Raw genomic sequence first — 14,122 nt, 5'->3', positions numbered from 1 at the left:
GACGCTCAGGCGTCGGGCTGCAGGCGCTGCCGCTTGCGGTCGGTGCCGAGGCCCGTCGCCTCGAGCAGGCCCTTGCGCTTGGCGTCGAAATAATAGCCGGTCTGGTAGAGCCAGTCGGCCTTCTTGGCATTGCCGTCCGACACCAGCCAGGCGCCACGCAGATATTTGACCGCGTATTTGAGGTTGGTCTCGGCGTCGAACAGGCCCTTGGCCGGTCCGTCATAGCCCATGCCGCGCGCCGTCGCGTGCTTGATCTGCATCAGACCCCAATGGCCGTTGTTGTAGGCCTTGGGATTGAAGGTGCTTTCCCGGTTGACGACATGGCGCACCAAATCCACCGGCACCTGGTAAAGGGCGGCGTATTTGACGATCAGCCGGTCGACGTCACCGCGCATGCCGGTGCGCTCTTCCTGCGCCGGGGCGGCCGGATCGACCGGCGCGGACGGGAACTGCACCAGGGCAGCCGGATTCTGCGGCACGACATAGGCCACCTGCTGCACGCCGGGCATGGTTTTCAGGCCATCCTTGGCGACTGCGGGCACGACGAGCCCCGCGGTCGTGTATGTCTCTGCCGCCTTGGCCGCTTGGCCGGCCTTGGACTCCTGACCTGCCTTGGACGGGGGCGGCGCCTGCCAGGCATTGGCGGTCATCACCGCCGGCACGGCCGGCGCGGTTGGCGTCGCTCCGGCAAAGGCAGCGGTCGCCGCGGCAGCGGGATCGAGACCCGGCGCGGCCACGCCAGACGTCAGTTCGGCTGCCTGGACGGGCGCGATGCCAGAGGATTGCGGCAGCACCGAAACCGTGTCCGGCAACGGCACCGTGAAACCTGCATCGCTGCCGGCAACTTCAGCGGTTTCGGTCAGGGATGGCGCCGCCTTCATCTGCGAGGTCGACGTGCAGCCGCTAAGGCCGGCAGCGGCGACGATCACGCCGATCGCGATAAGGTTCAGTTTTGCTGGCAAGCCGCGCTCGGGTCCGTTTCGTCGGGTGTTAAGAAATCCCTTACACCAGCGATTCACCACCGGCAATCAGGGCGATCAGGTGGTTTTCGGGTGGCGAGACGCGGGCGACGATGCCATATTGTTCCTGATATGTACCGGCGGGAATCCCGGATTGCGCCGGTTTGCGGAAAGGAGTGCATCATGGAAACGTCATCTTCGATCACAGCCGGCCACGCAGTGTTAGAAACAGTGATCGGTTTCATGGGCATCGCCTGGAGCGAAAAGGGCCTGATCCGGCTCTGCCTGCCCGAACGCAGCCGCGAAGCGGTGGAGCGGCGGCTGATGCGCCATGCCGGCGTTTCCGCCTCCACGGCCCAGCCGCCATGGGTGGTCGACCTGATCGCTTCGATCAAGGCCTATGCCGCAGGCGAGGACGTCGATTTCACCGGCGTACCGGTCGATCTCGACGGCGTCGACGATTTCCGCCTCGCCATTTACGACGCGGCGCGGAAGCTCAGCTATGGGCAAACCACCACCTATGGCGAACTCGCCAAGCGCGCCGGCCATGCCGGCCTGCCGCGCGAAACGGGTGCTGCCCTCGGCGCCAATCCGGTGCCGCTGGTCATCCCCTGCCACCGCATCCTGGCCGCCGGCGGCAAGATCGGCGGCTTCTCGGCACCCGGCGGCTCGGTCACCAAGGAAAAGATGCTGGCCATGGAAGGCGTGCGCGTCGGCCCGCCGCCGCCGACGCAGGTCTCGTTCGGCTTCTGAACCGGCGGTCAAGGCAGCACGCAAAGGGCTAGATCAGTACATGGGTCGCTTGTTCGCCGGATTGGCCGGCATCGGCTGCATCACGTCCCAATGCTCGGCGATCTTGCCATTCTCGACGCGGAAAATATCCACGATGACGGTCTCCGGCGTGTCGCCCATCTTCGGCTGAACGACCTCCGTCATGACAAGGTCGCCTTCGGCGATCACCCGCTTGAAATCCACCTTCTGTTTTGGCCATTGGGCGCTGCCGTTCTCCTCGGAGATTCCTCGACAGTCCGGCGGATCAGATCGAGGGTCGGTGCCACGTCAGCCCCACTTCATCTCGCCCTTGGCGACCTTGGATCCGATATCGAGGGCAACGCCCATGCCGAGACCTGGAAAGCGGGCCTCCATTGCTGCCTTTAGCGCTGCGCTGTCGGCCGCCTTGTTCAGTTCGTCCTCGAAAGCGAGGAGATAGGATTTGGTGAATTCCACCGCCGAAGGACCGGTCTTGGCATCGGGGGTCATATGGCCAGGCACCACGACGGCGGGGTGGCGCGCTGCAACCGCATCCAGCGTCTTGATCCAGGCGGCACGGCTTTCCTTGGTCTGCGTGTCGGCGGTCCAGACATGAACACCCGCGAAGATCATCACGCCGCCGAACACGGCATTGAGCGACGGCACGAACAGGTACCGGCGATTGGCTAGTCCTTCTTCGGCATTGACGATCTCGATCGTCTCGCCGTCGATCGTGAGCGTTGGGCCGTCGAAAGCCTCGGGCAAGACGATGTCGGTCAGCGCCTGAGGGCCATTTTCCTTCAATTGCGGGCCCCAGACGGCGAGCTTCTTCTCCACGCTGTCCTTGATGGCTTCGAGCGTGGCTGAAGCAGCGATCACCTTTGCCTCCGGGAAGGCTTCCCGCACCGGCTTCAGGCTGAAGTAATAATCGGGATCGGACTGGCTGACATAGATGGTGGTCAGCTTCTTGCCGGTCGCCTTGATGGCCTCGGCGAGCGCCTTGCCGTCCGGATAGGTGAAGCCGCCATCGATCAACAAGGCCTCGCTGGGCCCGGACAGCAGCACCGGCGCGCGGAAGAAGCCGTTCGGACCCGCAGGGAAATGTTTCCAGTCGAGCTTGCTGCCGGCGGCCTGGCCACGCTCGGCGGATGCGAAAACGGCGGCTGCGCCGAGGGCCAATGACGTCTTCATGATCTGTCTCCTTGTGAACATCGAATAGCTCCTTTGAATGGAATGGGATCGGGAGGCGTTGGCATCCGCGCTCCGCCGCTGATTGAGAGAACAGCTCGGAACGTAGCCCCGTTGGATTAATTGATAAATTCTCTATAATAATACAGACTGTATGCCACAGGATTACAATAAAACCGAAGGCGTTCCCGTGGAACCGATCAACCTCAACCGCCTCGCCTATTTTGCCACCGTCATCGACGCGGGCTCGTTTACCCGGGCAGCCGAGCGGCTTGGGATCACGAAGGCCGTCGTCAGCCAACAGGTCGCCCGCCTTGAAGCCGAACTGCAGACCACGCTTCTCGTGCGCACGACGCGGAGGCTCGAGCCGACCGAAGCAGGCCGCCTTCTGCATGCACGTTGCGTCATGATCCTGCGGGACGTTGAAGAGGCAGTCGCCGAGGTCGGAGAGGGCAACACCGAGGTGGCCGGCGTGCTGCGCGTTTCCGCGTCCAATGATTATGGCGCGATCGTGCTGGCCCCGATCGCCGCCCGCTTTCGGCAGGAATTTCCAGCCTGCGGCGTCGAATTGTTCATTTCCGATGCCATAATTGATCTGATCGGCAGCAAGATGGACCTGTCCATCCGGGTCGGCTGGCTGGAAGATTCCAGCCAGCAGGCGCGCCGCATCGGCACCTTTCGGCAGATCCTGGTCGCTTCGCGGGATTTTGCCACCAAGGTCACGGTGGACGAACCGGAAGATCTTGCTTCCTTGCCGCTCGTTGCCAATTCCGTCCTTCGCAAGCCGTTCACCTGGAGCTTCACCCGAGGCGATGTCGAGCGGCGGACCGTCACCATGCGCGAGACGTTCTCCATCAACTCGACACCGGCCGTGCTGGAAGCGACGCTCGCCGGCGGCGGGCTGGCGGTTCTGCCGGACTATTTGATCGCCGACTATCTATCGCAGGGTCGTCTCGTCCATATGCTGCCTGACTGGGCGCTGCCCTCCGGCGGCATTCATGTGGTCTACCCGGCCGCGCGCTTTCGCCCGCAAAAGGTGACGCGGTTCGTGTCGATGCTCATGGAACAGATCCGCGAATGAAAGCGCATGCCGCCGAGAGGCGAAGTGGAACAACTGAGCGAAGGCCTCCGCTGCAGTCGATGAGTGCCTAGTCGTTGTGGAAGAATCGCCGCCGGAAATGCCTTTCATTATCCGGCCGCTTGCAGTTGTAGACCGGACAGGACTTGGTGTCGGCGCTCGGCACATAGGCACGCGTCCTCACCTCGCCCATGGTGCAGAACTGCTGGCTTTGTACATAGCGGTCGTAGAGCGGCAGCCCCGGCACGCGTGTCGACTTGTAGCGCAGGATGACGGCGCCCTGCCGCGCGATCGTCGACTGCACCTTGCCGCAGCTCATATGCGTCGGGTCGTAGCGCGAGATCGCCTGCGCCTCGGCGGCCACCAGCGTCAGGCAGGCGGCAAGCAGAATGGTTTTCATGGTCCTCTCCCCCGATCCGCGATCCTGCGACAGCGCGATCTTCCGCAACGGTTTCACCAGATTGGGGCGGCCGTTGGGCGGCCCCTCGATCACGGCTTTTTCACGCAGTCTTGTTTTTCGTCGGAAAGCAGCCTATATCAGGCCCATTGATATTTCGGCCGATCGATCCGGGCCTCGCGATCTTCGCGTTTGCTGACGTCTATCTCCAAAATCTCGATGCACACCGGCTGGACCTCGGTCCGGTCAAACCAAAGCAAATGCAAGGACTATTTTTATGGCAACTGGAACGGTCAAGTGGTTCAACGCCACCAAGGGCTTCGGCTTCATCCAGCCTGACGCGGGCGGCGCGGACGTTTTCGTCCACATCTCCGCAGTCGAGCGTGCTGGCCTGTCGACCCTGGTCGAAGGCCAGAAGATCAACTTCGAGATCGAGCAGGACCGCCGCACTGGCAAGTCGTCCGCTGGATCTCTGAGCAAGGCAGCCTGATTTTGCGAATGGCGCGCGCCGGGCGAGAGCTCGGGGCGCGCGGCAAGTCACGGATGTACTGACGGTCGCGCGAGAAGCGCGCCGGAGCGGAAAGACCCGAAAGACTGGATCAGCAGATAGCTGCCAGCCCGGACCGGACGCTCCCGATCAGGCTACCAAGCACGGAAGGCGGGATTTATCCCGCCTTTTTGCTGTCTGGAGTTAGGTGCCGCAGCCCGCACTATAGTTCCAACTTGTGGTGCTTTTAGCCCATTGGTGGTACCATTCCGCCATGACCAAACTTGAGCAGATCGAAAAATCAGTCGCCGAACTGAGCCCCGAGGAACTGAAGGCGTTTGCCGCCTGGTTCGAGGCGCTCCAGGCGGATATGTGGGACCGGCAGATGGAAGCCGACGCGAAGGCGGGCCGTTTGGACAGGCTTGCCGAGCAGGCGTTGTCCGACCATCGCGCTGGTCGGACGCGGCATCTGTGAACCACGTCGCCTCTCCATCGTTCTGGGAGGCTTATGAAAAACTGCCATCGTCAATCAGAGCAAAGGCGGACAGGCGTTTTTGCCCGACTGCGTTCCGATCCTTTTCATCCCTCACTGCATTTCAAACAGGTCGGTCGCTATTGGTCGGCGCGAGTTGACGAAAACTACCGGGCTGTTGCCATACGCAACAATGAAGATGTGATCTGGTTCTGGGTCGGCACTCACGCCGACTATGACCATCTGTTGAGATAGCCCCTCCTTCAGGAGGAGAAGCCTACCCCACCCACGCGATCGGCACGTGCCCCGGATCCGCTTCCACCCGCCTCAGCCAGGCCACCGCGGCTGGATAGGCGTCGAGCTGGAAGCCGCCCTGCTCCGCCGTGTGCGTGTAGGCATAGAGCGCGATGTCGGCGACGCTGAAGGCGCTGCCGGCGAAGAAGGCGTTGTTTTCCAGATATCTGTTCATCACGCCAGGCGCCTTGTTGCCGCGCTCCAATGTCGCCGCCAGCCGTTCGGGCGTAGCATCCGCGGCCCTTTCGGGAAAGGTCAACAGCGCCTTGCGCACGGCGATGTAGGGCTCGTGGCTGTACTGCTCGAAGAACAGCCACTGATAGGCGAGCCCGCGCTCATACTTGTCCGCCGGAAGGAAGCGCGTGCCCTCGGCGAGGTAGAGCAGAATGGCGTTGGACTCGGCCAGCCGCCGGCCATCGTCGAGTTCGAGCAGCGGCACCATGGCGTTCGGATTCTTGGCGACGAACTCGGCTTTTCGCGTGTCGCCCGTATGCGAACTCACCTCGACCGTGGTGAAGCCGAGGCCGAGCTTGGCCATCAGCAGGCGCGGCTTGTAGCAGTTGCCGCTGTCGATCATGCTGTAAAGTATCATTGCCGTTCCCCGAGCGCTGCCTTGCAGGGGCGATTATCGCAGCGGCGGCGTCCTCAACCAATGATTTGTTTTGGCGCGACCATCAGCGCCGCTGATGCAAGGTCCTGGCAAACAGCGGCACGACCTTGTTGTCGAGGCCCAGCAGCGCGTCGACGACGAGCGGCTCTTCCTCGAAGACGGTGCCGGCCTGCGCCGGCCGGGCCAGAAGAAAGCCCTGCAGCAGGTCGACGCCGGCTTCGAGCGCGACGCGCAGATGGATGGATTGCTCGATGCCTTCGACCAGGACCTTGGCGCCGCGGTCGTGCAGGCTGGATACCAGCGGGCGGAAGAAGCGTTCGGCGGCGGCATGGCGGCAGAACTGCGCGAACCAGCCGCCGTCGATCTTGACGATGTCGGGTTTGAGCAGGCTCACCCGCTCCTCGGTCGAGTGGCCGGTGCCGAAATCGTCGATGGCGATGCGGATGCCGTCCCGCCGCATCTCGCGCGCCAGCCGGGCAAGCAGCGCATCGTCCGCCGCCTGTTCGGTGATTTCGCAGACCAGCATGCGAGGTGCGAGGCCCAGTTCGCCCAGATGCCTGCTCATCAGCCGGATCTCGGCCAGCGCCCGCCCGGCATGGTCGTTGACCAGCGGATTGTAGTTGAAGAACAGATCGAGCCCGTCGACGCCGATATTGTGGAAATTTCGAAGATGCAGCACCCGGCACATGGTCTCGACAAACAGCCGGTCCGGTGCGGCAACGCCTTCAAAGAACGCCCGTGGCGACCCTGGCCGGCCGGCGCGGTGCGGCTCGATCAGGCCTTCGACCGCCACCGGGTGCAGGGTGTCGTCGCGCGGGGCGAAAATCGGCTGATAGGCGCTGCGCAGACGGAAGTCGCCATAAACGCCGAATTCGATGCCGACCTCGTCGACGAAGATCGCATCGCCGACATTGCGCCGTCGTTCGGGCCTCATGGCGCCACCTTGCGCCCGAAGGCTTTCACCGCTCGCGCCGTTTGCCGAACGGGCGTCGCGAGAGGCACGGTCTCGGCGGCGGAGACGGGTTCCGGCGTGACTTTGGCGAAGCCGCGAAAGCTGGTCGGCGCCAGCTCGGGCCATGCCAGCACATAGCCCTGGATCATCGACGCTCCCGACTTCTCGGCAAGCTCCAGCTGCCATCCTTCCTCGATGCCCTCGAACACGGTGCGGATGCCTTGCTCCTCGAAGCTTTTAACCATCGTGGTCAGCAGCGCGAAGCCGGCACCGGACTCCATCAGCTGCGTGATCCACTGCGCATCGAACTTGACGATGTCGGGCTTCAATTCCTTGATCCGGCCGATGTCGGACTCATCAGCGCCATAGTCGTCCACGGCAATGCGAAAGCCGTTGCCCTTGAGCGCCGCCACGAAGCTGTGCAGGGTCTCCTGCGACGCCGACCTCTGTTCCGTCACCTCGCAAACGACGCGGCCCGGGTCGATGCCGGCCTCGTGCAGCACCAGCCGCATTTCGCGCAAGGCATTGTCGGCGATCGCCCGCTCGGTGAACACCGACGGGTCGAAATTGATGAAGATCGATGCCTCCTGCGGCAGGCAAGCGCCGGCATTCAGGAGATGCAGCGTCCTGGTCAGCGCTTCGACATGCAGGCGGTCGGCGGCCGGACAAGTCGAAAAGAAACTCATCGGCGATTGCGGCTCGCCATCGCGAAACGGCCGGATCAGCCCCTCGAAGGCGGTGACCGACAGCTTGCCCTCCTTGAAGGCGAAGATCGGCTGGAAGGCACTTTGCAGCGTATAAATGCCCCAGACACCGGTAGAGGTGCCGTCATCATGACGGATGATATGGGCAAGCCCGACGCTGCGCGACACGGTTCCTCGCTCCGCAATTGGATTGCGATCCTGTCACGCAAGCCTCTACCGCCCGTTAATGAATTTATTGTTGCCAATCACGGGGCCCGATCATGGCTCCCAATCACAGCTCCCAATCACAGCTCATTGACCGCGCGCCCCACCTGGCCCAGCCAAGAAGGCTTGCACTGCGCGGAATGATGCGACATGAGAAGCGCCGCGGCCGCTCCTGGCCGCGCTGATCCTCTCAGGAGAGACAAAAGGTCATGGCCTTTCTTGCCGACACCCTTTCCCGCGTGAAGCCTTCCGCCACCATCGCAGTGACGCAGAAAGCCCGCGAGCTGAAAAATGCCGGCCGTGACATTATCGGCCTCGGCGCAGGCGAACCGGATTTCGACACGCCCGACAACATCAAGAATGCGGCGATCGAGGCGATCCGTCGCGGCGAGACCAAGTATCCGCCGGTTTCGGGCATCGTGCCGCTGCGCGAGGCGATCGCGAAAAAGTTCAAGCGGGAGAACAATCTCGACTACAAGCCCGAGCAGACCATCGTCGGCACCGGCGGCAAGCAGATCCTGTTCAACGCGTTCATGGCGACGCTGAACCCCGGCGACGAAGTCATCATCCCGCGCCCCTACTGGGTCAGCTACCCGGAAATGGTGGCGATCTGCGGCGGCACGTCGGTGTTTGCCGACACCTCAATCGAAAACGGCTTCAAGCTGACCCCGCAGGTGCTGGACAAAGCGATCACGCCGAAGACCAAGTGGCTGCTGATGAACTCGCCGTCGAACCCGTCGGGCGCGGCCTATACCGAAGCTGAACTGCGCGCGCTGGCCGACGTGCTGCTCGAGCATCCGCATGTCTGGACGCTGACCGACGACATGTACGAGCACCTGACCTATGGCGACTTCGTCTTCAAGACCCTCGCCGAGGTCGAGCCGAAGCTCTATGAGCGCACGCTGACCATGAACGGCGTATCGAAAGCCTATGCCATGACCGGTTGGCGCATCGGCTACGCGGCCGGTCCGGTCCAGCTGATCAAGGCTATGGACATGATCCAGGGCCAGCAGACATCGGGCGCCTGCACCATCGCGCAATGGGCCTCGGTCGAGGCGCTCAACGGCCCGCAGGACTTCATCGCCAAGAACAAGGCGATCTTCCAGGGCAGGCGCGACCTTGTCGTCTCGATGCTCAACCAGGCGCGCGGCATTTCTTGCCCGTCGCCGGAAGGCGCTTTCTACGTCTATCCGTCCTGCGCCCAGCTGATCGGCAAGAAGACCAAGGCCGGTAAGGTGATCGACACCGACGAAGCCTTCTGCTCGGAACTGCTCGAGGCCGAGGGCGTGGCGGTGGTGTTCGGCTCGGCCTTCGGCCTCGGCCCGAACTTCCGCATCTCCTACGCCACCTCGGATGCCCTTCTGGAGGAAGCCTGCACGCGCATCCAGCGCTTCACCGCATCGCTGACCTGATCGGACGCATCATCGCCGCCAACGGAAACCCGGCTCCACGCCGGGTTTTTTATGAGCCCGGCTCGGCCTCAGCCGCCATACTGCTCTACGGTCACCGCTTCCAGCCAGTCGGCGTGGACGCCATCGAGCGCTTCCTGCATGGCGATATGCGTCATTGCCGATTTCGGCGCCGCGCCATGCCAGTGCTTCTCGCCGGGCGCGAACGAGATGACGTCGCCTGCCCTGAACTCCTGGACCGGCCCGCCCCAAGTCTGGGCAAGGCCGGCACCCGAGGTGACGTAGAGCGTCTGGCCGAGCGGATGTGTGTGCCAGTATGTGCGAGCACCCGGCTCGAAACTGACCAGTGTCGCCCTCAGCCGCGCCGGTTCCTCCTTCTCGATGATCGGCGTCTGCAGAACGCGGCCCGTGAAGTATTTTTCCGGTGCGATGATGGTGGGTACGCTGCCGCAAGCAATGATCTTCATTGTCTAATCCCAAGACCGGTCAGGACCGGTGGTGAAGCGACCAACGGCAAACGCCGTCTCTCATTCGAGGCGGCTGCATTCTCGACCGATATCTTCCGAGGCGCAACAGGCCGTTTGCCGCGCCGCCGCAATATCCGGTTCTCTCTCCTTAACCATGACCGTTTCCGACATCGCATCGCGGGACGAAAAGACGGTGAATTCAATGTCTTCTTAACGGCTGCCCTCTAGCCCTGAGCCTGCATTTCAGGGGGCGGTGAGATGAGCATACTGGCTACGATCAAGGACCAAAGCGGCCGCATCTACCGCGGCATCCAGTCATTGCTTTTGATCAGCATCGGCGCCGCGTTGCTTGGCACCGTCGAGATGTCGGAAAACCTCCCCTCCAGCGGCGCTTTCGTGGTCTCGATCCTCGCCACCGGGCTGGCCTTGATGGCGCTGATGTACATGCGCAGCAGCGTCGTTCATAGCCTGAGATCCGCAGCCGCCGCCGAGGCGGAAAAGCATCATTTCCTGACCAGGGACGCGATGACCGGGGCGATGACCCGCCGCTATTTCCTCGAAGCGCTGGGTAACAGCCTGGGCACCATGCGCGACCGGCGCGATGCGGCCTTGCTGCTGATCGACCTCGACCATTTCAAACAGCTCAACGACACGTTCGGGCATCAGTTCGGCGACCGCACCCTGGCGCATCTGGTGAAGACGGCCGAGCGCATTTTCGCCGGCTGCATGGTCGGTCGGCTCGGCGGCGATGAATTCGGTGTCATCATTCCGCATGGCGATCTCGCCGCCATCAACAAGCATGCCAGGCAATTGCTGGATGCCATGCGGGCCGGCAAGTCACACGAAGGCAAGACCATTCCGCTTTCCATTTCGGTCGGCGTGGCGCTGGCGCCCGCCCATGCCTCGAACACGACGGAATTGATGCTGGTTGCCGACCTCGCGCTCTACGAAAGCAAGGCGGCGGGCCGTGGCCGCGTCACCGTGTTCGACGAGGAGATGCTGTCCGACAAGCGCTATCGGCGCCTGGTCGAAAGGGAACTGCGCGCGGCCGTCTATCTCGGCGAGCTCGAACTGCATTACCAGCCGATCGTCAATCCGGATGGCTCCACCCATGCGTTCGAGGGGCTGATCCGCTGGCGCCATCCGGTTCGCGGCCTGATCCCGCCGGTCGAGTTCATCGCCATCGCCGAGCGCTCGACCCTGATCGACATGCTCGGCGAATGGGTGTTCAAGCGCGCTTGCGCCGACATCGGCCATTTCGCCGGCCGCCGCATCTCGATCAACGTCTCCGGCGAGCAACTCAACCGCGACGAGATCGTCACCATGTGCGACCGCGTGCTGAAGGAAACCGGCCGCTCGGCGGCGCAATTCATTATCGAGATCACCGAAACCGTGGCTACCGCCGCCACGCCGGAAGTCCTGCGGCGTCTCGAAGCGTTGCGCGGCCTCGGCTTCCATATCGCGCTCGACGATTTCGGCACCGGCCATTGCGGCTTCAACTATCTGAAGACGTTGCCGATCGACACCATCAAGATTGATCGCTCCTATATCCGCAGCCTTGCCCATGACCAGGTGGCGCAGATCTTCGTTTCGGCGCTGGCGCAGATTGCGCGCATCCAGGACGTCACCATCGTGGCCGAGGGCGTCGAGACGCAGGAAGAGTTCGCACTGGCCAGGGCGGCCGGCTGCAACCGCTTCCAGGGTTATTTCTTCGGCAGGCCGGCGCCACGCGACAAGGCTCTACCGTCACGCCTGGCAAATATCGAGCCGCTGGCGCTGAGCGCCTGACGCAGCGGCGGATTCCTATTTTTCTTGCCCTGCCGGCAAACAAGTGGGACGATGCTTTCGGGCAGGTGGTGAAACCAAAAGAACCCCGCCCGCGACGGTCGAACAGGCCGGCCGCCGCTCAGGACCGATTGACCACGCCTGAACCATGCATGCCAGTCGGTCCTACGGGAAACGCCTGAGTGGAGGTCAGTCATGGGTACTCGCGCCGGAGGACGACGCACGGGACCGAAATGCATTGCCATAGTCGGTCCCTTCGCAAGCGGTAAGACGACACTTCTCGAAGCCATATTGGCCCGTACGGGCGCCATTCCCCGACAAAATCCCGTTTCTTCCGGCAACACCGTTTCCGACCATTCGCCGGAGGCGCGTGCCCACGCCATGAGCGTCGAGGCGACGATCGCCACCACCGAATTCATGGGCGAGCAGATCACCTTTATCGACTGCCCCGGCTCGATCGAATTCTCCTTCGAGGCCGAACCGGTGTTGGCCGCCTGCGACCTCGCCGTGGTCGTGGCCGAGGCCGATGAAAAGAAGATCCCCGCCCTGCAATTGATCATGCGCAAGCTCGACGATCTCGGCGTGCCGCGCCTCCTGTTCCTCAACAAGGTCGACAAGGCGATATCGGGCGTGCGCGACACGCTGAAGATGTTGCAGCCGGCCAGTTCGGTACCGCTCCTGCTGCGCCAGATTCCACTGCGCAAGGACGGCGTCGTCATCGGCTCGATCGACCTGGCGCTGGAGCGCGCCTACATCTACCGCGAATATGCCGAGAGCGAGGTGGCCGAGATACCAGGCGACGACAAGGCGCGCGAATTGGAAGCGCGCTTCTCCATGCTGGAGACGCTCGCCGACCATGACGACCAGTTGATGGAACAGCTGCTCGAGGAGATCGAGCCGCCGAAGGATGCGATCTTCGACGACCTCTCGGCCGATCTGCGCGACGGCGCGGTGACGCCGGTGCTGATCGGCACCGCCGAGAAGGGCAATGGCGTGCTGCGCCTGCTGAAGACGATCCGCCACGATGCGCCCGACATCGAGGCGACCCGCAAGCGGCTCGGCGCACCGGATGGCAACGCCATCGTGGCCCAGGTGATGAAGACCATTCACACGCCGCACGGCGGCAAGCTGTCGGTGTCGCGCATCCTGTCAGGCCAGGTTGCCGACGGCTCCGAACTCTGGCTGCCCGGCGGCGGCACCGCCAAGGTCTCCGGTATCTACCGGATGCTCGGCAAGGACCAGTTCAAGCTCACCGCCGCCAGGGCCGGCGACACGGTCGCGCTCGGCAAGCTGGACGAGGTCAAGACCGGCCAGACGCTGACCTCGGCCAAGGGCGGCATCAAACAGCTGTTCGATGTCGAACCGCCGCAACCGGTCTTCGCCTTCGCGCTGCGCCCCAAGGAGCGCAAGGACGAGGTGAAGATGTCGGCGGCCATCCAGCGCCTGGCCGAGGAGGATCCCTCGCTCAACCTGCGCCACAACCAGGACTCGGCCGAGACCGTGCTGTCGGGCCATGGCGAGATGCATCTGCGCGTCGTGCGCGAGCGGCTCGAGGGCAAGAACCAGATTCCGGTGGAAGGCCACGCGCCGGCGGTGCCCTATCGCGAGACCATCCGCAAATCGGTGCAGCAGCGCGGCCGCCACAAGAAGCAGTCGGGCGGCCACGGCCAGTTCGGCGATGTAGTGATCGAGATCAAGCCGCTGCCGCGCGGCTCCGGCTTCCAGTTCACCGACACCATCACCGGCGGCGTGGTGCCGAAGACCTACATCCAATCGGTGGAGACCGGTGTGCGCGACTACCTGAAGTCCGGCCCGCTCGGCTTCCCCGTGGTCGATGTCGCCGTCAACCTCTCGGACGGCTCCTACCATGCGGTCGATTCCTCCGACATGGCCTTCCAGATGGCGGCGAAGCTGGCAATGAAGGAAGGCATGGCCGCCTGCTCGCCGGTGCTTCTGGAACCGGTGATGAAGGTCGAGATCGTCACGCCGTCCGACGCGACGTCGAAGATCATCGCGCTGATCCCGCAACGCCGCGGCCAGATCCTCGGTTATGACGCGCGGCCCGACTGGCCGGGATGGGATGTCGTCGAGGCGACCATGCCGCAGGCCGAGATCGGCGACCTGATCATCGAGTTGCGCTCGGCAACCGCGGGCGTTGCCAGCTATCGCGCCGTCTTCGACCACATGGCCGACCTCACCGGCCGCCTCGCGGACGAGGCGATGAATGCCAACGGCAAGGCCGCGTGATTTCCATCCTGATATAACGCCCCCTCGAAATTCGAGGGGGCGGAAATAAAAACGACGCCCGGGGAGCCGGACGCCGTTTTGTTCTGCGGACCGTTTTCTTGGGAGGAGAAACGGCAGGT

Annotated in this window: 15 protein-coding genes and 1 pseudogene; 8 read left to right on the top strand and 8 right to left on the bottom strand. The window is 63.4% G+C overall.

Going from position 1 to position 14,122, the window contains the following annotated elements; all coding sequences use genetic code 11:
- Positions 1-5 precede the first annotated feature (5 nt).
- Positions 6-962 (bottom strand): lytic transglycosylase domain-containing protein, encoded by a 957-nt coding sequence (locus X743_RS146460; RefSeq protein ID WP_023767614.1) that lies wholly within the window; start codon positions 960-962, stop codon positions 6-8.
- 180 nt (positions 963-1,142) lie between these two features.
- Here X743_RS146460 and X743_RS146465 point away from each other — a divergent pair, with 180 nt between their 5' ends.
- Positions 1,143-1,712, top strand: a complete 570-nt coding sequence (locus X743_RS146465; protein WP_031258132.1) for a methylated-DNA--[protein]-cysteine S-methyltransferase — start codon at positions 1,143-1,145, stop codon at positions 1,710-1,712.
- Positions 1,713-1,745: 33 nt separating this feature from the next.
- On the opposite strand, the gene X743_RS1000000173995 is transcribed toward X743_RS146465, so the two are convergent.
- Together X743_RS1000000173995 and X743_RS146470 are read right to left on the bottom strand one after the other, a co-directional pair.
- Entirely contained in the window at positions 1,746-1,976 is a 231-nt protein-coding gene (locus X743_RS1000000173995) for a nuclear transport factor 2 family protein (protein ID WP_280801317.1), read from the bottom strand.
- 42 nt (positions 1,977-2,018) lie between these two features.
- Complete coding sequence (locus X743_RS146470; RefSeq protein ID WP_031258130.1) at positions 2,019-2,921, bottom strand: MBL fold metallo-hydrolase; 903 nt, start codon at positions 2,919-2,921, stop codon at positions 2,019-2,021.
- Between the two features lie 166 nt (positions 2,922-3,087).
- Here X743_RS146470 and X743_RS146475 point away from each other — a divergent pair, with 166 nt between their 5' ends.
- A complete protein-coding gene (locus X743_RS146475) occupies positions 3,088-3,978 on the top strand; it encodes a LysR family transcriptional regulator (RefSeq protein WP_031258129.1) in 891 nt (296 codons plus the stop codon).
- A gap of 67 nt (positions 3,979-4,045) precedes the next feature.
- Here X743_RS146475 and X743_RS0136660 read toward each other — a convergent pair whose 3' ends face one another.
- Positions 4,046-4,375 (bottom strand): hypothetical protein, encoded by a 330-nt coding sequence (locus X743_RS0136660; RefSeq protein WP_023779895.1) that lies wholly within the window; start codon positions 4,373-4,375, stop codon positions 4,046-4,048.
- Between the two features lie 274 nt (positions 4,376-4,649).
- Between X743_RS0136660 and X743_RS146480 the strand changes: the two genes are divergently transcribed.
- The 3 genes and pseudogenes from X743_RS146480 to X743_RS1000000173555 all read left to right on the top strand — a co-directional run bounded on the left by X743_RS146480 (position 4,650) and on the right by X743_RS1000000173555 (position 5,586).
- Positions 4,650-4,862: a cold-shock protein gene (locus tag X743_RS146480; protein ID WP_010910991.1), complete on the top strand. Its 213-nt coding sequence runs from the start codon at positions 4,650-4,652 to the stop codon at positions 4,860-4,862.
- A 271-nt stretch (positions 4,863-5,133) separates the two neighbouring features.
- Positions 5,134-5,334, top strand: coding sequence for a hypothetical protein (locus X743_RS146485; RefSeq protein ID WP_023767607.1), 201 nt, complete (start codon positions 5,134-5,136; stop codon positions 5,332-5,334).
- Positions 5,331-5,586: pseudogene (locus X743_RS1000000173555) on the top strand (hypothetical protein). Before X743_RS146485 ends, X743_RS1000000173555 begins: the two are co-directional and overlap by 4 nt.
- A 22-nt stretch (positions 5,587-5,608) precedes the next feature.
- On the opposite strand, the gene X743_RS146490 reads toward X743_RS1000000173555, so the two are convergent.
- From X743_RS146490 to X743_RS146500, 3 genes are all read right to left on the bottom strand, one after another.
- The gene (locus X743_RS146490; RefSeq protein ID WP_023767606.1) at positions 5,609-6,217 is read right to left on the bottom strand and encodes a glutathione S-transferase family protein; all 609 of its coding nucleotides are present in this window, start codon (positions 6,215-6,217) and stop codon (positions 5,609-5,611) included.
- 82 nt (positions 6,218-6,299) lie between these two features.
- A complete protein-coding gene (locus X743_RS146495; protein ID WP_023767605.1) occupies positions 6,300-7,169 on the bottom strand; it encodes an EAL domain-containing protein in 870 nt (289 codons plus the stop codon).
- Positions 7,166-8,059, bottom strand: coding sequence for an EAL domain-containing protein (locus X743_RS146500; RefSeq protein WP_023767604.1), 894 nt, complete (start codon positions 8,057-8,059; stop codon positions 7,166-7,168). Before X743_RS146500 ends, X743_RS146495 begins: the two co-directional genes overlap by 4 nt.
- Positions 8,060-8,304: 245 nt before the next feature.
- Here X743_RS146500 and X743_RS146505 point away from each other — a divergent pair, with 245 nt between their 5' ends.
- Positions 8,305-9,507 carry a pyridoxal phosphate-dependent aminotransferase gene (locus X743_RS146505; RefSeq protein ID WP_023767603.1) on the top strand — a complete coding sequence of 401 codons (1,203 nt, stop codon included), beginning with the start codon at positions 8,305-8,307 and terminating at the stop codon, positions 9,505-9,507.
- A 68-nt stretch (positions 9,508-9,575) separates the two neighbouring features.
- On the opposite strand, the gene X743_RS146510 is transcribed toward X743_RS146505, so the two are convergent.
- Positions 9,576-9,971, bottom strand: a complete 396-nt coding sequence (locus tag X743_RS146510; RefSeq protein ID WP_023767602.1) for a cupin domain-containing protein — start codon at positions 9,969-9,971, stop codon at positions 9,576-9,578.
- Between the two features lie 258 nt (positions 9,972-10,229).
- On the opposite strand from X743_RS146510, the gene X743_RS146515 reads away from it, so the two are divergent.
- Positions 10,230-11,759 (top strand): EAL domain-containing protein, encoded by a 1,530-nt coding sequence (locus X743_RS146515; RefSeq protein WP_023767601.1) that lies wholly within the window; start codon positions 10,230-10,232, stop codon positions 11,757-11,759.
- A 192-nt stretch (positions 11,760-11,951) separates the two neighbouring features.
- Positions 11,952-14,003 carry an elongation factor G gene (locus tag X743_RS146520; protein WP_031258128.1) on the top strand — a complete coding sequence of 684 codons (2,052 nt, stop codon included), beginning with the start codon at positions 11,952-11,954 and terminating at the stop codon, positions 14,001-14,003.
- Positions 14,004-14,122: the final 119 nt, after the last annotated feature.

It is taken from the genome of Mesorhizobium sp. LNHC232B00 (genome assembly GCF_000502435.1).
GTDB lineage: Bacteria > Pseudomonadota > Alphaproteobacteria > Rhizobiales > Rhizobiaceae > Mesorhizobium > Mesorhizobium opportunistum.
Note: the sequence above shows the minus strand (reverse complement) of the source record. Positions and strands in the feature narration are given on the sequence as shown.